This window comes from Flavobacterium sp. OHVDL-2026-0007 (assembly GCF_059882335.1).
The window spans coordinates 3,600,457-3,624,957 of sequence record NZ_CM187612.1; the positions used below are offsets into that span (position 1 = coordinate 3,600,457).

At 35.1% G+C, this 24,501-nt stretch carries 20 protein-coding genes; 6 read left to right on the forward strand and 14 right to left on the reverse strand.

Features of this window, described 5'->3' with window-relative positions; genetic code table 11:
- Window positions 1–231 precede the first annotated feature (231 nt).
- The 5 genes from AC51AA_RS14800 to AC51AA_RS14820 all read right to left on the reverse strand — a co-directional run bounded on the left by AC51AA_RS14800 (window position 232) and on the right by AC51AA_RS14820 (window position 5,424).
- Entirely contained in the window at window positions 232–1,095 is an 864-nt protein-coding gene (locus AC51AA_RS14800; protein WP_026707723.1) for a sigma-70 family RNA polymerase sigma factor, read from the reverse strand.
- A 207-nt stretch (window positions 1,096–1,302) separates the two neighbouring features.
- Window positions 1,303–3,438: a polyribonucleotide nucleotidyltransferase gene (locus tag AC51AA_RS14805; protein ID WP_500702996.1), complete on the reverse strand. Its 2,136-nt coding sequence runs from the start codon at window positions 3,436–3,438 to the stop codon at window positions 1,303–1,305.
- A 180-nt stretch (window positions 3,439–3,618) separates the two neighbouring features.
- Entirely contained in the window at window positions 3,619–3,885 is a 267-nt protein-coding gene (gene rpsO / locus AC51AA_RS14810; RefSeq protein WP_500702998.1) for a 30S ribosomal protein S15, read from the reverse strand.
- 87 nt (window positions 3,886–3,972) lie between these two features.
- Complete coding sequence (locus AC51AA_RS14815) at window positions 3,973–4,929, reverse strand: energy transducer TonB (RefSeq protein WP_500702999.1); 957 nt, start codon at window positions 4,927–4,929, stop codon at window positions 3,973–3,975.
- A gap of 39 nt (window positions 4,930–4,968) precedes the next feature.
- On the reverse strand, window positions 4,969–5,424 hold the full coding sequence (locus AC51AA_RS14820; protein WP_500703000.1) for an XrtF-associated fRMsr-like GAF protein: 456 nt from the start codon (window positions 5,422–5,424) through the stop codon (window positions 4,969–4,971).
- 311 nt (window positions 5,425–5,735) lie between these two features.
- Here AC51AA_RS14820 and AC51AA_RS14825 point away from each other — a divergent pair, with 311 nt between their 5' ends.
- The 4 genes from AC51AA_RS14825 to AC51AA_RS14840 all read left to right on the forward strand — a co-directional run bounded on the left by AC51AA_RS14825 (window position 5,736) and on the right by AC51AA_RS14840 (window position 9,487).
- A complete protein-coding gene (locus AC51AA_RS14825) occupies window positions 5,736–6,134 on the forward strand; it encodes an HYC_CC_PP family protein (RefSeq protein WP_500703001.1) in 399 nt (132 codons plus the stop codon).
- Window positions 6,135–6,247: 113 nt separating this feature from the next.
- The gene (locus AC51AA_RS14830; protein ID WP_500703002.1) at window positions 6,248–8,254 is read left to right on the forward strand and encodes a TonB-dependent receptor plug domain-containing protein; all 2,007 of its coding nucleotides are present in this window, start codon (window positions 6,248–6,250) and stop codon (window positions 8,252–8,254) included.
- 73 nt (window positions 8,255–8,327) lie between these two features.
- The gene (locus AC51AA_RS14835; protein WP_500703003.1) at window positions 8,328–8,675 is read left to right on the forward strand and encodes a heavy-metal-associated domain-containing protein; all 348 of its coding nucleotides are present in this window, start codon (window positions 8,328–8,330) and stop codon (window positions 8,673–8,675) included.
- Window positions 8,676–8,806: 131 nt separating this feature from the next.
- On the forward strand, window positions 8,807–9,487 hold the full coding sequence (locus AC51AA_RS14840; protein ID WP_500703004.1) for a DedA family protein: 681 nt from the start codon (window positions 8,807–8,809) through the stop codon (window positions 9,485–9,487).
- Window positions 9,488–9,904: 417 nt separating this feature from the next.
- Here the strand turns inward: AC51AA_RS14840 and rodA are convergent, their stop codons facing one another.
- From rodA to purH, 6 genes are all read right to left on the reverse strand, one after another.
- A complete protein-coding gene (gene rodA / locus AC51AA_RS14845) occupies window positions 9,905–11,140 on the reverse strand; it encodes a rod shape-determining protein RodA (RefSeq protein WP_500703005.1) in 1,236 nt (411 codons plus the stop codon).
- Window positions 11,141–11,155: 15 nt separating this feature from the next.
- The gene (gene mrdA / locus AC51AA_RS14850) at window positions 11,156–13,120 is read right to left on the reverse strand and encodes a penicillin-binding protein 2 (protein ID WP_500703006.1); all 1,965 of its coding nucleotides are present in this window, start codon (window positions 13,118–13,120) and stop codon (window positions 11,156–11,158) included.
- Window positions 13,117–13,623 (reverse strand): rod shape-determining protein MreD, encoded by a 507-nt coding sequence (locus AC51AA_RS14855; RefSeq protein ID WP_500703007.1) that lies wholly within the window; start codon window positions 13,621–13,623, stop codon window positions 13,117–13,119. Before AC51AA_RS14855 ends, mrdA begins: the two co-directional genes overlap by 4 nt.
- Window positions 13,616–14,440: a rod shape-determining protein MreC gene (gene mreC / locus AC51AA_RS14860; protein ID WP_500703008.1), complete on the reverse strand. Its 825-nt coding sequence runs from the start codon at window positions 14,438–14,440 to the stop codon at window positions 13,616–13,618. The genes AC51AA_RS14855 and mreC overlap by 8 nt, the downstream gene beginning before the upstream one ends.
- Window positions 14,441–14,547: 107 nt before the next feature.
- Window positions 14,548–15,576, reverse strand: a complete 1,029-nt coding sequence (locus AC51AA_RS14865; protein ID WP_500703009.1) for a rod shape-determining protein — start codon at window positions 15,574–15,576, stop codon at window positions 14,548–14,550.
- A 55-nt stretch (window positions 15,577–15,631) separates the two neighbouring features.
- On the reverse strand, window positions 15,632–17,158 hold the full coding sequence (purH, locus tag AC51AA_RS14870) for a bifunctional phosphoribosylaminoimidazolecarboxamide formyltransferase/IMP cyclohydrolase (RefSeq protein ID WP_500703010.1): 1,527 nt from the start codon (window positions 17,156–17,158) through the stop codon (window positions 15,632–15,634).
- A 165-nt stretch (window positions 17,159–17,323) separates the two neighbouring features.
- Between purH and AC51AA_RS14875 the strand changes: the two genes are divergently transcribed.
- Window positions 17,324–18,571, forward strand: a complete 1,248-nt coding sequence (locus AC51AA_RS14875) for an ABC transporter permease (protein ID WP_500703011.1) — start codon at window positions 17,324–17,326, stop codon at window positions 18,569–18,571.
- Between the two features lie 97 nt (window positions 18,572–18,668).
- Window positions 18,669–19,715: an NAD(P)-dependent alcohol dehydrogenase gene (locus AC51AA_RS14880; RefSeq protein ID WP_500703012.1), complete on the forward strand. Its 1,047-nt coding sequence runs from the start codon at window positions 18,669–18,671 to the stop codon at window positions 19,713–19,715.
- A gap of 117 nt (window positions 19,716–19,832) precedes the next feature.
- On the opposite strand, the gene accD is transcribed toward AC51AA_RS14880, so the two are convergent.
- The 3 genes from accD to tamL all read right to left on the reverse strand — a co-directional run bounded on the left by accD (window position 19,833) and on the right by tamL (window position 24,484).
- The gene (gene accD / locus AC51AA_RS14885) at window positions 19,833–20,687 is read right to left on the reverse strand and encodes an acetyl-CoA carboxylase, carboxyltransferase subunit beta (RefSeq protein ID WP_500703013.1); all 855 of its coding nucleotides are present in this window, start codon (window positions 20,685–20,687) and stop codon (window positions 19,833–19,835) included.
- A 108-nt stretch (window positions 20,688–20,795) separates the two neighbouring features.
- Window positions 20,796–21,863: a class II fructose-bisphosphate aldolase gene (fbaA, locus tag AC51AA_RS14890; protein WP_500703014.1), complete on the reverse strand. Its 1,068-nt coding sequence runs from the start codon at window positions 21,861–21,863 to the stop codon at window positions 20,796–20,798.
- A 59-nt stretch (window positions 21,864–21,922) separates the two neighbouring features.
- Window positions 21,923–24,484, reverse strand: a complete 2,562-nt coding sequence (gene tamL, locus AC51AA_RS14895) for a translocation and assembly module lipoprotein TamL (RefSeq protein ID WP_500703015.1) — start codon at window positions 24,482–24,484, stop codon at window positions 21,923–21,925.
- Between the last annotated feature and the right edge of the window lie 17 nt (window positions 24,485–24,501).

The window sequence follows — 24,501 nt, forward strand, 5'->3', positions numbered from 1 at the left end:
GTAAATGGATCAGGAAATACGTGTTGAAATAGTCTGTCTAAAAGAGTTTGCATTTAATTTTTGATGAGGGATGAAAATAAAAAACTCCGGTAATCAGCCGGAGTTTCAATCATCAATCAAAAAACGAACAGTCAATCAAACTGTTGTTTGCTTTAAAAGTTCAAGTTTAAAAATTCTAATTCCAAGTTTTGTTTGGAATTGCGGATTAGAAAAAATGAATTTATACGAGTATTAACCTAAATAGGTTTTTAGGATTTTACTTCTAGAAGTGTGTTTTAATCTACGAATTGCTTTTTCTTTAATCTGACGTACACGCTCACGAGTTAAGTCAAAAGTTTCTCCAATTTCTTCTAATGTCATTGGGTGTTGATCTCCTAGTCCAAAATACAAACGAACAACATCAGCTTCTCTTGGAGTCAATGTTTCTAAAGAACGTTCAATTTCAGTACGCAAAGATTCGTGAATTAATTCTCTATCAGGGTTTGGAGATTCTCCAGAACGTAAAACGTCATAAAGATTAGAATCTTCTCCTTCTACAAGAGGTGCATCCATTGATAAGTGACGACCAGAGTTTTTCATAGACTCTTTTACGTCATTTACGGTCATGTCAAGTTCTTTTGCAATTTCTTCAGCAGATGGTGGGCGCTCATTAGATTGCTCTAATAAGGCGTACATTTTGTTGATTTTATTGATAGAACCAATTTTGTTTAAAGGTAAACGAACGATACGTGATTGTTCTGCTAATGCTTGAAGAATGGATTGACGAATCCACCAAACAGCGTAAGAGATAAATTTGAAACCACGAGTTTCATCAAAACGTTGAGCCGCTTTAATTAAACCTAAGTTTCCTTCGTTAATTAAATCTGGAAGAGTTAATCCTTGATTTTGATATTGTTTAGCAACCGATACAACGAAACGTAGGTTGGCTTTTGTTAATTTTTCTAAAGCTCTTTGATCACCAGCCTTTATTTTTTGTGCTAATTCTACCTCTTCGTCAGCGGTAATTAGGTCAACTTTTCCAATTTCTTGTAAATATTTGTCTAATGAAGCAGTTTCACGATTGGTTACCTGCTTGGTGATTTTAAGTTGTCTCATGTTTTTGTCTCCTCAATTTTTAAGTGTACAAATAGTTATACGTGAGGAGTTGCGAAAAAGTTACAAAAAAAGTTTTTTATTTTAAATAAAAACATGTTTTTGTTGTAATGTTTTGAATGGTAGTGTTTTGATTAAAACGAAAAACCCCAATTCAAATGAATGAATTGGGGTTTTCTATGAATAAACCTTTAGTAAACTAAGATCTGATTACTCTTTTTTCTCCTCACGTGGAGGTCTAGCTAAAAGTGCTTTTCTTGACACTTTTTCTTTTCTTGTTTTAGGATCAAGACCAAGGTATTTTACTTGGAATACATCGCCCATATTTACTACGTCAGTAACGTTTTCAGTACGCTCCCAAGCAAGTTCAGATACGTGAAGTAAAACTTCATTTCCTGGTGCAGCTGTATATTCTACTACTGCTCCAAAATCAAGCATTTTGATTACTTTAACTTCGTAAGCTTCTCCCATTTGAGGTTTGAAAGTAATAGATTGAATTTTAGCTAATACTGCTTCAATTCCAGCAGGATCAGTACCTAAGATTTCAATAACACCTTCTTCGTTTACTTCGTTGATTACGATAGTAGTTCCTGTAGCTTTTTGTAATTCTTGGATTACTTTTCCTCCAGGTCCAATTAACGCTCCAATAAAGTTTCCAGGAATAGTTCTGGTAATAATTTTTGGAGAATGTGCTTTAACATCTACATTTGGTTTTGCAAGAGTTTCAAGTAATTTACCTAAAATATGCAAACGTCCATCACGAGCTTGAGCTAAAGCTTGCTCCATGATTTCGTATTTCAATCCGTCAATTTTGATGTCCATTTGACAAGCTGTAATACCTTCTGAAGTTCCTGTTACTTTGAAATCCATATCTCCTAAATGATCTTCATCACCTAAAATATCAGATAGAACTGCAAAACGGTCACCATCAGTAATTAGTCCCATTGCAATTCCAGAAACTGGACGGATCATTTGAATACCAGCATCCATTAACGCTAATGTTCCAGCACAAACTGTAGCCATAGAAGATGAACCGTTTGATTCCAATACTTCAGAAACGATTCTGATAGTGTATGGATTTTCAGCAGGAATCATGTTTTTCAATGCTCTTTGTGCTAAGTTTCCGTGTCCAACTTCTCTTCTTGAAGTTCCTCTTAACGGACGAGCTTCTCCTGTAGAAAATGGAGGGAAATTATAATGTAAGTAGAATTTTTCTTCTCCTTGTTCAGATGGTGAGTCAATTTGATTTGCTTCTCTAGATGTTCCTAAAGTCGCTGTTGCCAAAGCTTGAGTCTCTCCACGCGTAAACAATGCAGAACCGTGAACAGATGGTAAATAATCTACTTCACACCAGATTGGTCTGATTTCTGTAGTTTTTCTTCCGTCAAGACGAGTTCCTAAATCTAAAGTTACATTACGAACAGCTTCTTTGTTGGTTTTGTAGAAGTATTTAGAGACTAAATCTCCATTTTCTGCCAATTCTTCTTCTGTAAATAATGCTTTTACTTCTTCTTTTACAGCATCAAATGCAGCAGTACGTTCGTGTTTAGCTGAACCAACTTTAGCGATGTTGTAAATTTTATCATAAGCTGCTGCTTTTACTTTTGCGTAAATAGCATCATCTGTTTTTTCAGTTTCGTAAGTACGTACTTCTTTTTTTCCAAAAGCAAGTGCTAGTCTTTCTTGAGCAGCAATTTGTACTTTAATATGTTCGTGAGCAAATTTAATTGCTTCTAACATTTCAGCTTCTGAGATTTCTTTCATTTCTCCTTCTACCATTGCGATAGAATCAGTCGAAGCTCCAATCATCATATCGATGTCAGATAATTCCAACTGTGCACGAGATGGATTGATGATGAATTTACCGTCAATTCTTCCAACTCTCGCTTCAGAAATTAAAGTTTCAAAAGGAATGTCAGATAGTGCAAGTGCTGCTGAAGCAGCTAATCCTGCTAGTGCATCAGGCATAACTTCTTCGTCATGAGACATTAATTGAATCATAACTTGAACTTCTGCGTGATAATCACTTGGGAAAAGTGGACGTAAAACACGGTCAACTAATCTCATCGTTAATACTTCGTTATCACTAGGACGAGCTTCTCTTTTGAAGAAACCACCAGGGAAACGACCTGCAGCTGCAAATTTTTCACGATAATCTACCGTTAATGGTAAAAAGTCGATACCAGGACTTGCTTTTCTTGATGATACAACTGTTCCTAAAATAACAGTTTTACCAATTCTTACTACTACAGAACCGTCAGCTTGTTTAGCTAAACGTCCTGTCTCGATTGTGATGCTTCTGCCATCACCTAAATCGATTTTTTCTACAAATAATTGTGGAATCATAAATTTTTGCCTTATTGGTTATACAATGGGTTTTAGTTGTGTTGTTGTAGTTGTTGTGTGTAGTTGTTGTTAATCTAAAACCCAATGAAAAACCAAACTTTTTTTCTTGTAAAAATGCTTGTAATAGTTATAATCTGTAAAAACAAAAAGAGGCACTTTCGCACCTCTTTTCTATATTGATTATTTTCTGATATTCAATACTTTGATAATCTCACGATATCTGTTGATCTCTTTCTTTTTCAAGTAATCTAACAACGATCTTCTTTTACCTACTAAAAGTACTAATGAACGCTCAGTATTATAATCATGACGATTTTTTTTCAAGTGTTCAGTTAAGTGACTAATTCTGAAAGTAAACAATGCGATTTGAGCTTCAGCTTTTCCAGTGTTTGTTGCATCACCGTGTTGTGCGAAAATCTCTTCTTTTTTTTCTTTAGTTAAATACATTCCAATATTATTTAATGATTTTTATGTATGTCATACATCTTTTGTAAGACGGTGCAAATTTACATTTTATTTCTGGAAAAACGAATTTTATTGTCTATTTTTTGCAATTGTAATAGGTATGGAATAAATAGTTCTTACCGGGATACCTCTTTCTTGTCCAGGGATCCATTTGCCAGCGGCTGCTAGTGCAGTTACAGCGTTTAAATCAAGACCGTGGCCAATACCTCTTAAAATTTTAGGTTCGACCAGATTTCCTTCTAAGTCTACCACAAAAGAGATGTAAATTTTTCCAAAGACTTTATTGCGGGCTTCCACTGGAATAATCATATTTTGGGAAACAGATCTATAAAAAGAATTGATGCCATTTTTCGGTACTGGTTTCTCAAATACTACCTTATAAGAGTGCTGTACGTTTAAGGAGTCAATACTTGTTCCAGATTTAAGGAGGCCTTTTTCGTACTGTTCCGTGAAGGAGTATTTATTGGTTAAGTTTTTTCCAGTCCAAATACCTTCTGGCAGCCCGTCTTTTATTTGTCCGCTTCGTTCGAGCTTATCGTTTTTGTCTTCAATGCTGCCGTTGCCATTAGTTACTGTTTGTTGCTTTTGGGGACTCCAATAGTTAAGGACTTTAAACTCGACTGCTCCTTTTTTATTTTGAAAGTATTCCAATTCGGATTTTAGTGATCCGTTTTCGTACCAATTGTATTCTTTGCCTGTTTTGTTTTTATTGATATAGGTCACAGTAAGTTTTTTGTTGCCGTTTTCGTAATAGGTAACAAATGGTCCTTCTTGCTTAATGATATCTCTGTCTGATGATGAACCAATCAACTTGATATTTTTGGATTTGTAGTATTCCTTTATGGTATAGGTTTTTTTATTAGCGGCGTAATATTCTTTGATTACTCTGATGTATTTATAGTTATCAGTTGTGGTTTCTGCCCAAGTGGAATCGAGGTAGATCACTTTGTCTGCAGCAGTTGTGGTTTGTGCGAATAATTTTGAGGAAAGGACAAAGAAAAAGAAAACGCGTAAAATTAGTTTCATGGTATAGAATAAAAGTAAAGTTACGCGAATGTATTATTTTTAGTACAATTTAGCAATTTCTTGATTGACAAACTCTAAAAAACGTTCGTCGGCTTCTGTAAAAGGATCAATAACATGGCTGTCGATATCAATTTGACCAATATTTTGTCCGTTTACAAATAAAGGGACAACGATTTCAGATTTTACCGTGAAGCTACAAGCAATATAATTGTCTTGTGCCGCTACGTCGGGTACTACAAAATTGGCGTTGCTTTCGGCTACTTGTCCGCAGATTCCTTTTCCAAAAGGGATTACTGTATGGTCTGTTTCAGCACCTACATAAGGCCCCAAGTGTAAAGTTTTGTTTTCGTGATTGGCAAAATAAAAACCAACCCAGTTATAGTAGTCTATGTTTTCGTTCAATAATTGGCAAATGGCTAATAGTTTTTCGTCTCTAACTAGTTTTGTGTCTGCTACTATAGTAGTTACTATTGGTTTTAATTGTTCAAATGTCATAAGGCATAATTTTTATACAAAAGTATTTAAAGCAGGATTCAAAAACACGATAATGTTCAAAAAAATATCCTTGGAAAGTAAAGTTAAAGGGCTTTGGTATCTTGCTAGTTTTGGCAGCTGTTTTTTTGTGGACTTTTTATATTTATGAAAATGGTTTTAAAGCGTAATTGTTTTTTAAGACTGGGGGTTTTGTTTATGAACTTTTTGTTGATCGTTGTTTTTTCATTTGGTCTTTAATGATCAGTAATTAAGTTTTAAAATTTTGCCTAGAAGTTGAGAATGTTATGAAGTTTTTGGATAATTTTGCAATTATGAAATTAAAAAAATGTACAGGCTTATTTTTAGCGTTGCTATTGTTGGTTTCCAACATTGGTTTTGCTATCGATGTACATTATTGTGGAGGTAAAATTGCTTCTGTTTCATTAAATAAAACCACTACTGCAACAACTGAAAAGAACTGTTGTGGTGTGTCTGATAAAAAATCTTCTTGTTGTCATAACAAAGTAGTTCATGTTGAGAAAAAGTCAGACAATGCCATTTTTAAGATATTCTTTTTCCAGCTTGGTCTTCCTGCTGTAATTCAAGAATATAGTTCGATTGTCTTTTTGTCAATTCCAGAGGTCAACAGCAATCAAGTCATTTTGTATTATTTTGATGCGAATGCGCCTCCCTTATTTAAATTGTATAGTCAATATATTTTTTACGCCTGATTTTAATGTTTGGAATCAAGTCGATTTTCGACTTATGTGATGTTGTAGTCTAGTTTCTTATTGGATAAGAATGGACTAACGACAGCTTTTCTAATTATTATTAAAATCATTTTATGCAAAAGAATATCATGCTTTTGGTTATGGTTTTGCTTTCTGTATCTGCTTTTTCACAAGAAGATTTACAAGAAGTAAAAGTCACAAAAAAGCAAAAAGGAATTAAAAAATCCTATACGGTTACAGCCAACACCTCTGTTATTACCAGTAAAGAATTATTGAAAGCCGCTTGTTGTAATTTGGCGGAGAGCTTTGAGACAAATCCATCAATCGATGTGAATTTTTCCGATGCCTTGACAGGAACAAAACAAATTAAGATGTTGGGCCTTACAAGTCCGTATCTGATGATTACCGAGGAGAATATCCCATCGGTGCGTGGTGCTTCTCAGGCCTACGGATTATCCTTTACTCCTGGTACCTGGATCGAAAGTGTTCAGATAACCAAAGGAGCTGGAAGTGTAGTAAACGGTTATGAAAGTATTTCAGGACAAATCAATACTGAGCTTTTAAAACCCTTGGATGATGTGCCCTTTTTTTTAAATGTATACGGTTCTACTGATGCGCGTTTTGAATTGAATGCGCATTTCAATAAAAAACTATCCGATAAGTGGGCGACGAGTTTATTTGTACATGGAAATACCCGTGTGTCAAAGAATGATATGAATAAAGACGGATTTTTGGATAATCCGTTAGGCAAACAAATCAATGTTTTGAATCGCTATCAATATTACAATGCTGAGAGTGGTTTGGTTAGTTTTATCAATTTCAGGTATATGAATGATAAGAAACAGATTGGTGAAGTGGCCTTTGATAAAGATAGAGATCGCGGAACAAAGAATCATTGGGGTTCTGAAATCAATACCGAGCGTTTTGATGTTTCAACCAAAGTGGGCTATGTTTTTCCGGATATGCCTTATCAAAGTATCGGATTTCAGAATGCTTTCAATAGTCATAATCAAGAGTCTTATTTTGGATTGAATGGGTACGACATCAAGCAGAATAGTTTTTATTCGAATTTAATTTTTAATTCGATTATCAATAACACCAAGAATAAATTCACGGCAGGTTTGAACTTTTCATACGATCAGTATCAGGAATTTATCAATGTGAATGATTACAGTAGAATCGATAATTCGGTTGGGGCCTTCTTTGAATACACTTATGATAATACAGAGAATTTTAGTTTAATCTTGGGAGGGAGAGTGGATAATCATAATAGGTTAGGTCTTTTTGTAACGCCTCGCTTACACCTACGCTATAATCCTTGGGAATATGGAGTACTTCGTTTTTCTGCTGGTAGGGGAAAACGTACGGCTAATATTTTTGCTGAAAACCAGCAGCTCTTTGCTAGTTCAAGAACTTTTTCAATTTTGGATACTGGCGGAAAAACATATGGTTTGAACCCTGAAATAGCTTGGAATTATGGGCTGAGTTTTTCTCAGAAATTCCGAATTTTCAATAAGAATGCTGAAGTAGGTTTTGACTTCTATCGTACCGATTTCCAAAATCAGGCTGTTGTTGATGTCATGCAAAGTCCACAGGAAGTATTGTTTTACGATTTGAAGGGAAGTTCGTTTGCCAATAGTTTTCAACTGGAGTTTAACTATGAATTGATTCATCAGTTGAATTTAAGAACAGCCTATAAATACTACGACATTCAGGTGGATTATTTGTCTGGTAGTTTTCAGCGTCCCTTGCAGGCTAAACATCGTTTTTTAGGGAATTTGGAATATGAAACGCCTTTGAATGATGAGAAACAGTGGAAGTTTGATTATACCTTTAATTGGTCAGGGAAGCAGCAATTGCCTTATACGGCATCAAACCCTGTAGCGGATCAATTTCCGGAATTTTCACCAGCATATGCGGTTATGAATGTCCAAGTAACTAAAGTTCTTTCGTCTGTTTTTGAAGTGTATATAGGAGGAGAGAATATTGGAAACTATAGACAGGATAGAGCGATTTTGGGTGCTGAAGACCCGTTTGGACCCAATTTTGATGCTTCTGTTGCGTATGCGCCAATCTTTGGACAAATGTACTATGCTGGTTTACGGTTTAAGATAAAGTAAAGAGGAGCAGACCATACTGAGGTCAGGGATAAAAATCAATTTTAAGAATTAACAATAAATAATACTAAACAAAATGAGAAATTTAATTTTAATTGCAGTGTTCGCTATTTTTGGATTTTCAGCTCAGGCTCAAACTCAAACAAAAAAAAATAAGAATTTAAAATATACCACAGAGGTAAAGGGTAATTGCGAACAATGTAAAAAGCGTATTGAGAAAGCTGCTTTTGGTGTACCTGGTGTAAAGACTGCAAATTGGGATATAGCTTCACATCAGCTTACTGTGATTTTAAACGAGGAAAAAGCGACGCCAACTGATTTAAATGCAGCCATTGCAAAGGTAGGTCATGATACCAAAGAGGTGAAAGCAACTCAAGCAGATTATGATAATTTGCACTCTTGTTGCAAGTACGAAAGAGAATAGTGTTTTTCGCGCAAGTCCGCCTTTTACTGGGCTTTTTTTAATAGTTAATTTATCTTTAAAATATCGCATTTAATTGTGGTTAAGCTAAATTATTATTACTTTCACCGATTGATAAATGTAACAACCATTTTATGAATAATTTTGATTGGAGTCAATTAATAAACCCTGAATTTTATATTACACTTAGTATCGGTGGTTTTCAAATTGGTTTGTATATTGTGCTGTTTATAGTTTTTGCTGAAACAGGTCTTTTTGCAGGTTTTTTTCTTCCAGGTGATAGTTTGCTTTTTTTGGCGGGTATTTATAGCCGCGATTTAATGGAGAATGTAATTCATATTCCGAGTGATTTTGTAAATGTATTTTTGCTTTCTACTTTGGTAGCCATAATGGGGGTTCTGGGTAACATGACCGGATATTGGTTTGGCGCTAAAAGTGGCTATTATCTATTTAAAAAAGAGGATACTTTTTGGTTTAAAAAGAAGTATTTGCTGCAATCGCAGGACTTTTTTGAAAAGTATGGAGGTAAAGCAATTATATATGCACGTTTCTTACCAATCTTTAGAACCTTTGCTCCAATTATTGCAGGTATCGTTTCGATGGATAAAAAGAAGTTTGTATTTTATAACGTTTTAAGTTCTTTTTTATGGTCGTTTATATTGATTTTCGCGGGACACTATTTATATGGAGTGTTTTTGAAGCAGGGGATTGATTTAAAGCAACATATTGAATATATTATCATCATCATCGTGATCATTTCTACTTTTCCAGTGTTGGTAAAGCTTCTAAGAAAAAGACCTAGTGAGCATGTATAAAGAATAAGGTCGTATTTACGACAGCATAAAAAAGTCCGAAGTTCTAAACTTCGGACTTTTTTATGCTTAATACTCAGAGAAATAGTATAGCTGATGTAGAAGTAAGCCAGTTGTTAGTGTTGTAAAACGGTTTACTGGACTGTGTGGTTACTTCTTTTTGTTCTTGTTTAGGGCTATCCTTTTCTTGTGCTTTAACTTAATCCCTAATACGCTTGTGTTTTCCATTTTGAGGAAGATGAAAAAAAAGTCCGAAGTTCTGAACGTCGGACTTTTTTTTACTTAATTCTGGAAAAAAATTATATAACTGCTGTGGAAATAAGCCCAACTTTTTGTGTTGTAAAACCAGTTACTGGGCTGTATCGTTAGGTATGTTCTTATTTTATGAAGGCTGCAGGGATCTTTTTCTTGAGTTTTAGCCTACCACTCATTAACCTTGTTTGCATCCATTTTGAGGAAGATAAACAATAAAATTGTAAATCCCCAAAGTCCAGAACCTCCATAGGAGAAGAACGGCAATGGAACTCCAATTGTTGGGAAAATCCCAATAACCATGGCGATGTTTACAAAAAAGTGAGTGAATAGAATTCCGGCAACACAATAGCCATATACGCGACTGAATTTGGTTTTTTGTCTTTCTGCTAAATAGATGACGCGCAAAAATAATCCAGCAAAGAGTCCAATAACCAGTAAAGAACCCGCAAAACCCCATTCTTCACCAACCGTAGTGAAGATGTAATCGGTATGCTGTTCTGGAACAAAGCCTCCTTTGGTTTGTGTTCCTTCTAAGAATCCTTTTCCAATCCAGCCTCCAGATCCGATAGCGATTTCAGATTGATTGGTATTGTATCCGATACCTTTCATGTCGACAGTTTTTCCTAATAAGATATTGAAACGGTCACGATGGTGCTGTTTGAAAATATTATCAAAAACATAATCTACCGATAGAACGAAAGCTGAAATAATGACTAATAAGATACTGCTAAGGATTATGTTTCGGTCAACCGCCCTGCCCTTGAAATGGATAATGATAAGTACTCCCAGTGCAATTAAAATAACGGCATACGGTTCTAGAACCAGTGTTAGTACGAATAATAGGATGGTGATGGCGCCAGTCCAAACATACCAGGATGGCAAGCCCTCTCTATACAATACAATGATGAATATACTATAAATTAAAGCACTTCCGGGATCGGGTTGTGGTAAAATTAATAAGACAGGTAAGAATACGATGGCTAGTGCTTGAATTTGCCTGTTTACATCTTTAAGGTTTACTTGGGTGTCGCTTAGGTATTTAGCTAAAGCCAGCGAAGTGGCGGCTTTGGCAAATTCTGAAGGTTGTAAAGTAAAACTTCCGATGGCATACCAGCATCTTTGTCCAGCAATGGTTTTTCCAAAAACAAATAAACCCAATAGTGATAAAAGAGAAACGCCAAAGATAATACTGGCGTATTTTTCATAAAATTTACCGTCAACAAAAAGCACTATAAAAATCAATGGAATGGTACATCCAATGAAAACAAGTTGCTTTTGGTAGGTTCCATCAGTAGATAATAATGAAGAAGAGTAAATATTAAGCCACCCTAATATTACCAACGAACTGTAGATAAAAACACTTATCCAGTCAATGTTATTTTTTACACTTTGATTTTTCATTTGAAATAATCTTTCTTAGTTCTTTTTGGTGGTGTCTGATATTGCTTTTTTAACTTCTGTTTTAGGAGTTATGGCTTTCGGGGTAACGATTTTAGCTTTTAAAAGAGAATCCTTTGGTGTGCTTTCGATTGCTCTTGCAGCATCCATTCCCCCTAATTTAGAATATTCGCCTACAAGGCTCTTGTTTAAAACTTTAATTTCTAAATCGTTTCGGGTGATTTTCCTTTTTAAGTATTTCTCAATCATTAAACTGGCAATTGGTCCTGCGATCGAAGCTCCAAAACCTCCATTTTCAATCATAATGGCAATAGCGATTTTAGGGTTGTCTTTCGGGGCAAAAGCAACAAAAATGGAGTGATCTTCAAGTTTCACTCTTTTTCCTCCAATTTTAGCATAGTTTTCAGCCGTTCCTGTTTTTCCGCAAATATCTATACCTTCGACTCTAAGTCTGCTCGCAGTTCCTAGGTTGTAAACGTCGAACAAACCACTGATGACAGGAGGGAAGTATTTCTTATCTATGGTTGTTTCGTGTTTGGTAGTGAATTTCGGATCTATTTTTTCACCTTCAATTTTTTTGATAATATGAGGCGTAAAATAATAACCTTGATTGGCTACTGTGGCCATCATATTGGCTAATTGAATTGGTGTCATTAAAACTTCTCCCTGACCAATTGAATTGGAGACAATGGTTGTGCTTCTCCATCCACCATTTGGGTATATTTTTTTGTACGTTTTTGATGTTGGAACGTTTCCTCTTTTACCCGTTGGTAAATCATAACCCATAAACTGACCTAATCCAAAACTTTTTATGTGATCACTCCATACGTCAACTGCTTTTGCTGGATTATTGTATTTGTTGATCGTGAGCATATAGGCTTGTGCAAAATAGGTATTACAAGAATTGTAAATTCCGTTGTGTAATTGATGTGGGCCAGAACCGTGGCATTTCATAAATCGGCCTCTACCATAGCTAAAACCATGGTGACACATAAAAGTCGTTTGTTCATTGATTACACCTTCTTGAAGGGCAACCAATCCCGTTAATATTTTAAATGGAGAACCCGGAGGGTACTCTGCTAAGAGTGCTCTGTCATAAAGGGGGTTTGCAATAGAATCGTGGTATAAAAGTGTGTAGTTTTTAGAGCGTTGTCGACCTACTAGAATCCCAGGATCATAGGAAGGGGCAGTAACTAGAGCTAGAATTTCACCTGTTTTAGGTTCCAAAGCAACAATTCCCCCTCTTTTGTTGATCATTAATTCTTCGCCATATTTTTGAAGTTCAGCATCAATAGTTAAATTAATGTCTTCTCCAGCTACGGCAATAGTGTCGTATTTTCCTTCTTTGTAGGAACCTATTTCTCTGTTGTATTTGTCTTTTTGGATGTATTTCACCCCTTTAATTCCACGTAATATATCTTCGTAGCTTTCCTCTACACCTTGTTTTCCAATTAAATCCCCACTGTTGTAGTAGGGGTTTTTAGCAATCAGCTTTTCGTTGACTTGTGTGATGAATCCAAAGATATTGGCTCCATAATCTACTTCGTAATCACGAAGTGATCTTTTTTGGAAATAAAAACCTTCAAATTTTCTGATTTTTTCTTGAAAAGCGGCAAATTCACTTTTGTTAAGTTGCGGCAAGAATACTGAGGGTAATCTAGGGCTGTATATTTTAGCCTTAGCAATTCTCTTTTCGTAGTCTTCTCTGGTGATGTTTAGTAAGCTACAAAACTCTGTTACATTCAGGTCCTCTCTGATGTCTCTTGGGATCACCATGATATCATAAGAAGCTTGATTGGCTACTAATAATTTACCATTACGATCATAAATATAACCCCTTTCAGGATAATCATATTTCTTTTTTATTGCATTATTTTCTGATTTTAGCTTAAAGCTATCGTCTACAATTTGCAAATAAAATATCCTGATCACTAGCAAAGATGCTGCAATAATAATTAAAGAGGGCAGCAGAACTTTTCTCATCGTTTATTGGGCTTAATAAGATATATTATTATGATTGAAATGATTAGCGTAAATAGGGTACTGAACAAAGATCGAAGCAAAATATCCCAAATAAATTTAAACTGAAAGGCCTCGAGTATGAACAAAACAATATGATGCAATAAAACGGAAACTAAAATGAACGAAAAACGTTCAGGTGTTAACGACTCATTGAGTTTTATGGTTTGATATTCGTAACTCAATCCAAAAGAAAACTTAAAAATATATGGTCTATAGTAGGCGAGTACAAGACAGGCCATGGCGTGTATTCCTCCAGAATTGCAAAACATATCCATTGTCAATCCTAATAAAAAACTAGAGGCGATCAAACTCGTCCTGTTGCTGTTTACGGGGTACAAAATAATGTATAGGATATATGGGAAGGGACTTATGTACCCTAAAAAATTCATATTATTGAAAATAACAATTTGAATTGTTAGTAACATAATAAATCGAAAAATATTGACTAACAAAGCGCTATTCATCTTTTTCCTTTTTTTCTAAATTAATAAGTTCTTCTCTGTCTTTGCTCTTGATAATGTAAACATGTCCTAAGTTTGTCATGTCGTTAAATAGTTTAACGTTTATAACATAGTAACTTGTTTTGGCTTCGGTGTATATTTTGTCAACGGTACCGATGTTAATTCCTTCTGGGAAAATGACAGATTGTCCACCGGTTACGATGGTGTCGCCTTTTCGAACAGAAGCTAATCTAGGAACGTCTCTTAATTGCGCAAAGCCCGTACTTTTCCCATTCCAAGTTAAAGAACCAAAGTGATTGGATTTCTTTAGTTTGGCATTGATTTGTGATTTGATATTTAGGATACTCGCAACAGTTGAATATCTAGGTGAGGTGTCATCGATGATACCGATGATTCCTAAACTGTTTATGACTCCCATGTCTGGTTTTACACCATCATTTGATCCTGAATTTAATGTAATAAAATTTTCATGCGTATTGTATGAGTTGTGAATTACTTTTGAAACAATGATATCTGCAGGTTTTGTCCCTTTTACATGATCCGCCAAAGGAATTTTTGTAGTGTCCTCTTTGTTGAATAAAAGACTTTTTAACCTTGCGTTTTCAAGTACAAGCTCGTCATTTTCAGTTCTTAAATTCAAATATTCGTTGATATGACTGATTCTTTCATAAACACCTCCGCTTAAAAAGTTAGCCGAGCTGATCATTTTGCTTCTGTGATAGGAATGAGATTGAATTGTGAGAGCCAACGAAATACCTAAAAGCAGCAAAAACAGCAATCGATTACTGTTTCTTATGAGGAAATTAAAAATTTGCTGCATTTCTTGTTCTGTTATTTTGTTTCAGGATATGCTTATAGGTTCAAATTTTATTAGAGTTGAATATGAGAATTCAACTCTAATAGAATATATTGGTATTAATAAGTGTCTTATTTAATTAAGATACTTTTGAATTTTGCAATGTTTTTTAAGGCCATTCCAGTTCCACGTACTACAGCTCTTAAAGGATCTTCTGCAATATAAACAGGCAAATCTGTTTTAAGTGAAATACGTTTGTCAAGACCTCTTAGCATAGATCCACCACCGGCTAAATAAATACCAGTATTGTAGATGTCTGCTGCTAATTCAGGTGGAGTTTGTGATAAAGTTTCCATTACCGCATCTTCAATACGCTGAATTGATTTGTCTAATGCTTTAGCAATTTCGCGGTATGATACATCTACCTGTTTTGGTTTCCCAGTAAGTAAATCTCTACCTTGAACTGACATGTCTTCTGGAGGAGTCTCTAAATCTTCGATAGCCGCTCCAATTTGAATTTTTATTTTTTCGGCAGTACTTTCTCCAACAAAAAGATTGTGTTGTGTACGCATATAATATACAATGTCGTTTGTGAAAACATCACCTGCAATTTTTACAGATTTGTCACATACAATTCCACCTAATGCGATAACGGCAATCTCAGTTGTTCCACCACCAATATCTACAATCATGTTTCCTTTTGGTTGCATGATATCGATACCAATACCGATAGCTGCTGCCATTGGTTCATGGATCAAATAAACTTCTTTTCCGTTTACTCTTTCACATGATTCTTTTACTGCTCGCATCTCAACTTCTGTAATACCAGACGGAATACATACTACCATTCTTAAAGCGGGAGTAAACATTCTTTTTTTCAATGCAGGAATACTTTTGATAAACATGTTGATCATTTTCTCAGAAGCATCGAAATCGGCAATTACACCATCCTTCAAAGGCCTTATGGTCTTGATGTTTTCATGCGTTTTACCTTGCATCATATTGGCTTCCTTACCAACAGCAATGATTTTGCCTGATATTCTATCACGTGCAACGATAGATGGACTATCAATAACAACTTTATCATTGTGAATGATTAAAGTGTTCGCGGTACCAAGGTCTATCGCAATATCCTCGGTCATGAAATCAAAGAATCCCATAAGTTTTTTAGGGGTTTAAAATGTTATAAATAATTATTGAACAAAGTTAAACAAATTAATGTTTAAAATGACGTGTTCCAGTAAATACCATTGCAAGATTATTTTCATTGCAGTAATTTATACTTAATTCGTCTTTTATCGAGCCTCCTGGTTGAATTACGGCTGTTATTCCTGCTTTTTTAGCTAATTCTACACAATCCGGAAAAGGGAAAAATGCATCACTTGCCATTGAGGCACCAGTTAAATCAAATCCAAAAGCTTTTGCTTTATCGATAGCTTGCATTAAGGCATCGACTCTTGATGTTTGACCAGTTCCTGAGGAGATTAACGTTCCGTTTTTAGCAAATACAATGGTATTCGATTTGGTGTTTTTGCATATTTTTGAAGCAAAGATTAAATCTTCTACCTCTTCTGCAGTAGGCGCTGTAGTAGTAACGGTTTTTAAATGCTCTTTAGTATCTGTAATATTGTTTCTATCTTGAATTAACAAACCATTAAGACATGTTCTTACTTGTCTTGAAGGTAATGCTACTTCATTTTGAATTAATATGATTCTGTTTTTCTTTTCTTGTAAAACGGCAATTGCTTGGTCATCATAACTTGGTGCAATTACTACTTCACAGAATAATTTGTTGATTTCTTGAGCTGTAGCTAAATCAATTTTAGTATTGGCAATTAAAACACCACCAAAAGCGGATGTAGGATCACAAGCCAAAGCTGCTAGATAAGCTTCGCTGATGGTTTTTCTTGAAGCTAAACCACAAGCATTATTGTGTTTTAAAATGGCAAATGTTGGTCCGTCCGTTTTAAACTCATTTATTAAATTTACTGCTGCGTCAACATCTAGTAAATTATTATAGGATAATTCTTTTCCGTGTACTTTATTGAACATCGCTTCGAAATCTCCAAAGAAGAATCCTTTTTGATGAGGGTTTTCTCCGTATCTTAGAATTTGTCCATTTTCGATACTTTCTTTGTAGATGGTTTCATCGGTGTTGAAATAATTGAAAATAGCACCATCGTAGTGAGAAGAAACATGGAATGCTTTTGTAGCCAATAATCTTCTGTTCTCAAGAGTTGTCGCTCCATTTTGTGTAGTGATCAAATCCAATAGCAAACTGTACTGGTTTACCGAAGCTACAATTACAGTGTCTTTAAAGTTTTTAGCACCTGCACGAATTAATGAAATTCCACCGATATCAATTTTTTCAATAATATCTGCTTCACTTGCACCTGAGGCAACTGTTTTCTCAAACGGGTACAAATCAACAATTACTAAATCAATTTGAGGAATATCAAACTGTTTCATTTGTTGTACGTCACTTTCATTGTCTTGACGGTTCAAAATTCCACCAAAAATTTTCGGGTGTAATGTTTTTACTCTTCCTCCAAGGATTTCAGGAAATGAGGTTATGTCTTCTACTGGAACTACAGGAATTCCAAGATTCTTGATAAAATCTTCAGTTCCTCCAGTGGAGTAAAGTGTTACATTTTGTTCGTGTAATTTTCTAACGATTGGCTCTAGTCCATCTTTTGAAAAAACAGATATTAATGCCGATTGTATTGTTTTAGTTGTACTCATTGTGTAGTTATGATTTTCAGACTGCAAAAGTAGTTTTTTTATATATTATTTTAAAGAAAATTAATGTAACATTATGCTAAAAAAATCTACTGATGAGTAAGTTAAGTTTTGTTAGGTTATTGTTTTTAATTTATTGAATTTTACTTTGATCAAAAAAAAGGTTATATGTTAGTTTATCTCAGGTTACTGAAAGAAAGTTTGAGTTTTGCCATTAACGCATTACGAAATAATAAATTGCGTACACTACTGTCTTTGTTAGGTGTGACTATTGGTATTTTTTCTATTATTGCGGTATTGGCTGCTGTAGATTCTTTAGATCGAAAGATTTCAAAAGATTTGAGTAGTTTGGATAAGAACACCATTTATTTGATGAAGTACTGCTTTGGGCCTTCTGAAATTCCGCAATGGAAAAGAGAGCAGTTTCCAAATGTGAAGTACGATGAGTATATAAGTTTAAAGAATTCGCTCAATAATACCGAGCAGGTCGCTTATCAGCTTTTTGTCAAAAGTGAAAGTTTAAAGTACGATTCCAAAACGGTTAGTGACGTGCATATTGTTCCTTCCTCAAATGAAATGGCGGAAATTAATGGATTGAGTTTTGATAAAGGAAGATTTTATACCGAGTCGGAATCGAATTCAGGGACCGCCGTTGTGGTTTTAGGATACGACATTGCCGATGGGCTGTTTGGTACGAGTGATCCCATTGGAAAGAATATTAGGTTATATGGACAGCGTTTTACTGTTATTGGAGTAATAGCCAAACAAGGAGCTGGTTTTTTTGGAGATAGTAATGATACTAGGGTGTATTTACCCTCTAATTTTTTGCGTCGAATGTATGGAGACAATGATTCGATGACGCCGGTAATTGTTCTGAAACCAGCGAAAGGAATTGATATGGATGCTTATAAAGCGGAAGTAGCTCAGAAATTGCGAGGAATTAGGGGGATGAAAGCGGGTGAGATGGATAACTTTTTTGTTAATGTTCTTTCTGGTTTTACTGATTTTATAGATGGAATTTTAGGACAGATGAATGTAGTGGGTTGGATCATTAGTGGATTCTCTCTTTTGGTTGGTGGTTTTGGAATTGCCAATATTATGTTCGTTTCCGTAAAGGAACGTACTAATTTGATTGGAATTCAAAAATCATTGGGCGCTAAAAATCGATTTATATTGTTTCAATTTTTGTTTGAGGCTGTTATTTTATCGGTGATTGGAGGAATAATAGGCTTGTTAATGGTTTGGGGAATTTCGATGATTTTAACCAAGCTGTTAGACTTCGAATTTGTTTTAAGTTTAGGCAATATCCTGTTGGGAACTGGTTTGGCAGCGCTCATTGGATTGATCTCGGGAATCTTACCTGCAATTTCAGCAGCAAATTTAGATCCTGTAGAAGCTATTAGAACAGGGATGTAGTAGAAGCTTGAAAAAATGATCTTTTTGCAACTTAGAATTTTACTTTGTTGGAAAATTTTGTTGTAATTTTAGTACCCTAAATTAAAAGGAGACAAATATGATACCAGTAAAAGCTTATGCGGCATACGATGCTACAAATCCGTTAAAACCTTATACGTTTGAAAGAAAAGAAGTTGGTGCTAACCAGGTTCAAATAGATATTTTATACAGTGGTGTTTGTCATTCAGATATCCATACTGCGAAAGGAGATTGGGGGCCTGTAAGCTACCCTTTAGTACCAGGACATGAAATTGTAGGTAGAATTATTGCTGTTGGAAGTGAGGTTTCTAAATTTAAAGTAGGTGAACTGGCAGGTGTTGGTTGTTTTGTGGATTCATGTAGGGTTTGCCCAAGTTGTCAGTCAGGCGAGGAGCAATTCTGTGAAGAAGGAATGACAGGGACTTACAATAGTGTGGAAAGAGGAACGGATATTCCAACACGAGGTGGATACTCTACTAGTATTATTGTTGATGAAAGTTATACCCTTCACGTTTCTGAAAAATTAGATATAAAAGGAGTTGCGCCATTGTTATGCGCCGGTATTACTACTTATTCACCATTGCGCTATTTGAAAGTAGGTAAAGGGCATAAAGTTGGTGTTTTAGGACTTGGAGGTTTAGGACACATGGCCGTGAAATTTGCGGTTTCTTTTGGTGCTGAAGTGACTATGTTGAGTCATTCGCCATCCAAAGAAGCGGATGCTAAAAAATTAGGGGCGCATCATTTTGCTTTGACTTCAAATCCAGAAACAATGGAGTCTTTGGCTAATAGTTTCGATTTTATATTGAATACTGTTTCTGCCAAACACGATCATAATGCTTATTTGAATTTGTTAACCACTAACGGAACCATGATTGTAGTTGGTGCTCCGCCTGCGCCTGCTGAAATTCCTGTTTTTACTTTAATCATGAAAAGAAGAAGTATTATGGGAAGTTTAATAGGTGGTATTAAAGAGACACAAGAGATGTTAGATTATTGTGCCGAACATAATATTACTTCAGATGTTGAAATAATTGATATGTCTTACATTAATGAAGCCTACGATCGTATGAACAAAAGTGATGTTAAGTATCGTTTTGTAATTGATATGGCTTCTATGAAGTAGGTTAAGAGGCTTATTTGCACTTTTTGATTGGTTGTATGGCCTTTGAGAAAAAATAAAAATCCCATTTGCAAATCAAAAAGCAAATGGGATTTTTTATGTATTTAAGTAGTTTGAAAACTATCTAATTTCATTATTCTGAATTAAATCAATGTATAAGTTGATCTTATCTTTTAATTCTTTTCGAGGGGTAATAAAGTCTAAGAAACCGTGCTCTAAAAGAAACTCAGCTGTTTGAAAACCTTCTGGTAAATCTTTTCCAGTAGTATCACGAACAACACGAGGTCCTGCGAAACCAATCAAAGCACCTGGCTCAGAAATATTAATATCTCCTAACATGGCGTAAGATGCAGTTGTTCCTCCAGTAGTTGGATCTGTACACAAAGAGATGTATGGTAATCCTGCTTCAGCAAGTTGAGCCAATTTTACAGATGTTTTAGCTAATTGCATTAAAGAATAGGCTGCTTCCATCATACGTGCTCCACCTGATTTAGAAATCATAACGAAAGGTAGTTTGTTTTTGATTGCGTGATTAATTCCTCTCGCAATTTTCTCTCCAACTACAGCTCCCATCGATCCTCCAATGAAGGCAAAATCCATACAGCAAATCACAAGTTCTTTTCCTTTAGATTTTCCCACTCCAGTACGCACAGCGTCTTTTAAGTGAGTTTTCTCCATTACATCTTTCAATCGGTCTGCATATTTTTTTGTATCCACAAAATGCAAAGGATCTTTTGATGTCATGTTTTTATCTAATTCGATAAACTCATTATTGTCAAATAAAATTTCAAAATAGATTGCGCTTCCAATTCGAACATGAAAATCATCTTCAGGACTAACAAATAAGTTTCGGGCTAATTCATCAGCATCAATAATTTTTCCAGTAGGAGATTTGTACCACAATCCTTTCGGAACGTCCATTTTATCTTCGGTAGCGGTTGTAATCCCTTTTTCGTGTCTTTTAAACCAAGCCATTTGTTATAATTTAGAATGTAGATTTTAAAGTTTAGATTTTTCAATCTGAATTAAAATTTAGATTCCAGTCTTTTAGAAGTCCGGAATCTAAATTCAGTAATCTAAAATTTAAAGTGTATTTACGTTATTCAAGTCAGCAAAAGCTTGTTCAAGTCTTGTGTTGAATGTTACTTCGCTTTCACGTACCCATCTTCTTGGGTCGTAATATTTTTTGTTAGGAACATCAGATCCTTCTGGGTTACCAATTTGAGTTTTTAAATAATCAATATTTTTAACCATATAATCGCGGATACCTTCAGTATAAGCAAATTGTAAGTCAGTGTCGATGTTCATTTTGATCACTCCGTATCCAATTGCTTCTCTGATTTCTTCAAGTGTAGAACCTGAACCTCCGTGGAAAACGAAATCTACTGGGTTAGCACCAGTTTTGAATTTGTCTTGTACGAAATCTTGAGAGTTTTTTAAGATTTTTGGAGTCAATTTCACGTTTCCTGGTTTGTAAACACCATGAACGTTTCCAAATGCAGCAGCAATAGTAAATTTAGGGCTTATTTTAGATAATTCTTCGTAAGCGTAAGCTACTTCTTCTGGTTGAGTGTATAATTTTGAGCTATCTACATCAGAGTTGTCAACACCATCTTCTTCACCACCTGTAATTCCAAGTTCGATTTCCAATGTCATTCCCATTTTGCTCATTCTAGCTAAATACTCTTTACAGATTTCGATGTTCTCTTCGATTGGCTCCTCAGACAAATCGATCATATGAGAACTGAATAAAGGTTTTCCTGTTTCTGCGAAATGTTTTTCAGAAGCATCTAATAAACCGTCGATCCAAGGTAATAATTTTTTAGCACAGTGGTCAGTATGTAAAATTACAGTTGCACCGTAAGCTTCTGCTAAAGTATGAATATGTTTTGCTCCAGCGATTCCACCAGCGATTGCTGATTTTTCATTCGCATTAGATAATCCTTTTCCAGCATTAAATTGTGCTCCACCGTTTGAAAATTGAATGATAACTGGCGCGTTCAGTTTTGCTGCAGTTTCAAGAACTCCATTGATTGTGCTTGACCCAGTAACGTTTACTGCTGGTAAAGCAAATCCTTTTTCTTTAGCATAATTAAAAATCTCTTGAACTTGATCTCCTGTCGCTACTCCTGGTTTAATATTGTGTGCCATTGTTTTTTTTTTATAGTTGTTTTTAGTTTTTAGGATGCAAAAATAAGAATTAATTAGCATTAGAAAGGATAATTTATTCCAAAATTTAAAACGGAGTGTCCAAAATTGTATTCTTTGAACCAACGATTTCCGGGTTCATGTGCTGGGTTATAGGTCTTAAAGCCTAAATCTAGACGGATAACAAAGAAACTTAAATCGTATCGTAAACCAAATCCAGAACCTAATGCAATTTCTTTTAAATCGTTTATGCCAGAAAATTTGGCCTTTTCATCGGTGACATTGTCCAGAACATTCCAGATATTTCCAGCGTCTGCAAAAATAGCTCCTTTTACGTCACCAAAAATTTTGAATCGAAATTCAGCACTCATGGCAATTTTCATGTTCGCCTCATTAAAGTCATTGACGGCATCGGTACTTCCTGGTCCCAATGCATAAGGCTGCCACGCACGGTTGTCGTTAGAACCTCCAGAGTAATAACTTCTTGAAAAGGGGATATAATCGGAATTACCAAAAGGAATTGCAATTCCGAAAAAGCTTCTTACGGCTAATACTTTTTCTTTTCCAAAATCCCAGTGTTTAATATAATCAAATTCTGTTTTAATATATTCGGAATATTCTAAGTTGAATATTTCATGATTTCCAGCTGCGTTTTTGGGTAAGTTCGCGACAGAGGAAACTGCTGATAATAAGGTTCCTGCGGATTCTATTTTAGTTTTGAATTGATAAAAAGTGTTGTCCGCTAGATCTTTTTTAGTGGTTTTAGTAAAGGTATAACTTGTCGCTAAGATAAAGTCGTTTTCTGTTAAACGGATTCTTCTTTCTTCAATACCTTCTACGTCCTTATATTGAGGATCAGAGGGGTTTAGTAGGGTGTTTCCGCTTAAAACGTCTTGGGTGAATCCAGTAGTTCCTTCTGTGATTTTAAGGTTTCGGTCTTCTGGACTATTGAAATAGTCTGGATTAGTATTGTACACATTGGCAATATTGTTCAATTCTTTGTAGGAAGAAGTATATACCTTAAAGTAATTATCAGGATTTAAGTTGCGGACAAACTGAGCGTTCAATAGGTCAAATCGTACGCTATTATGTCGTTTAGGAGTCCAATTGTAAGCGATACCTCCAGTAAAATTTTCTTTATCCAGACCAATGTTTCTTTGTTTGGAGAAACCCGCTGCAATTGAAGTGGAAGGGATCATACTTTTTGGAATAATCTTTTCGGTTCCAAACGGCAGTAATATTCTTGGGAAATTAAGCTTTAGATCCACACCGTATTCCGAAACGTTAAAGAAATTGTTGTTCGGATTGGCCATGTCTTTGGAGGAGCCTAAGTTTAAACGTGTAGAGATTTCTAAGGTTTCGGCTCTGTTAAAAACGTTTCTAATGGTTTCTGAGATGCTGGCTCCTATTCCGAAATCCTGAATATTAGAGTGCGTTACGTCAAAATTAGCACCAAAACTATATTTTTTCCTTGGGGTCAAATACACATTGGCAATCAGAGATTGGGCTGTTGGATCGCGTTTATCTACTTCGTATTGAATGGAAGGATAATTGAAAATTTTAAGATTGTTTAAATAACGCGAAGAAAGCGTTGTTCTGAAATCGGCAAAAGTACTTCCTTTAGTAATGAAAATAGCATCTGTAATAGCACGAGGCTTGTATTTTAATTCTTTGTAGCTGTAGAGATTAAAATTATTATAGGTAACGCTATCGTTGATTTTACCTTTGGCATTTGCAGCCGAATAATCGGTATAGATATTAACATCACTTATTTTGTATAATTTGAAAGGTTCTGTTCGAGAAGAATCTTTTTCCTGAATACTATTGTTGTTGATGATTAGATTCACATCGGCTTTGTTTTTTTTGCCAATGGTATCGATGTCAAAAGTGACATAAGTAGGTTGGAAATAATATGCGCCATGATTTCTAAAATACGTCGTAACGCGATTTTTCTCTTGCTCGAAATCATTGATTTTGTATTGATTTCCTGATTTTAAGAAGCTAGGTTCATTGATTTCTTTGTATAATGAGTCTAAGGCTGGTGTTAAAATGGTAGTTTTAATGGTATCTAAAGTGTAAGCGGTACCGGTGGTGATGTTGTAGTTTATTTTGGCTTTCTTTTTGGCTATACTGTCAATAGTATAGTCGGTCATTACGTTAAAATAACCATTGTTGAAATAGTAAAATTTCAAACGCAACAGTGATTTTTTTGTTTTTGTCGTATCAATAATGACAGGCGCTTCTCCTGTATTTTTTAAAAATTCATGAATGCCTTTGTATAGAAAAGATTGTCCTAAGCGGTCTACTTGTTTGGCGGATAATATTTTGGATTGGCGCTCGTATTTACCTGGATGGTTTTTGAATTTTGCCTGATAAGTAGAGTCTGGATTCAGATTGGCTAAATTGTATAAATTCAGACGTAATTTGTAGCCTAATAAAGTACCATTGGGTTTTTGGTACATTTGATTGAATGCCGTTTCATCATTAGTGGGCTTGCCATTTACAAGAATATTGTTTTTTATAAGAAGTTTTTTTCCGTCCGGAACTCTTTTTACAGCATTACAAGCGCAAATAAATATTGCTATTAGAATAAATGCTGCTATTTTTGTGGAATTCTTTTTCAAGTGTTCTTAAATATTTA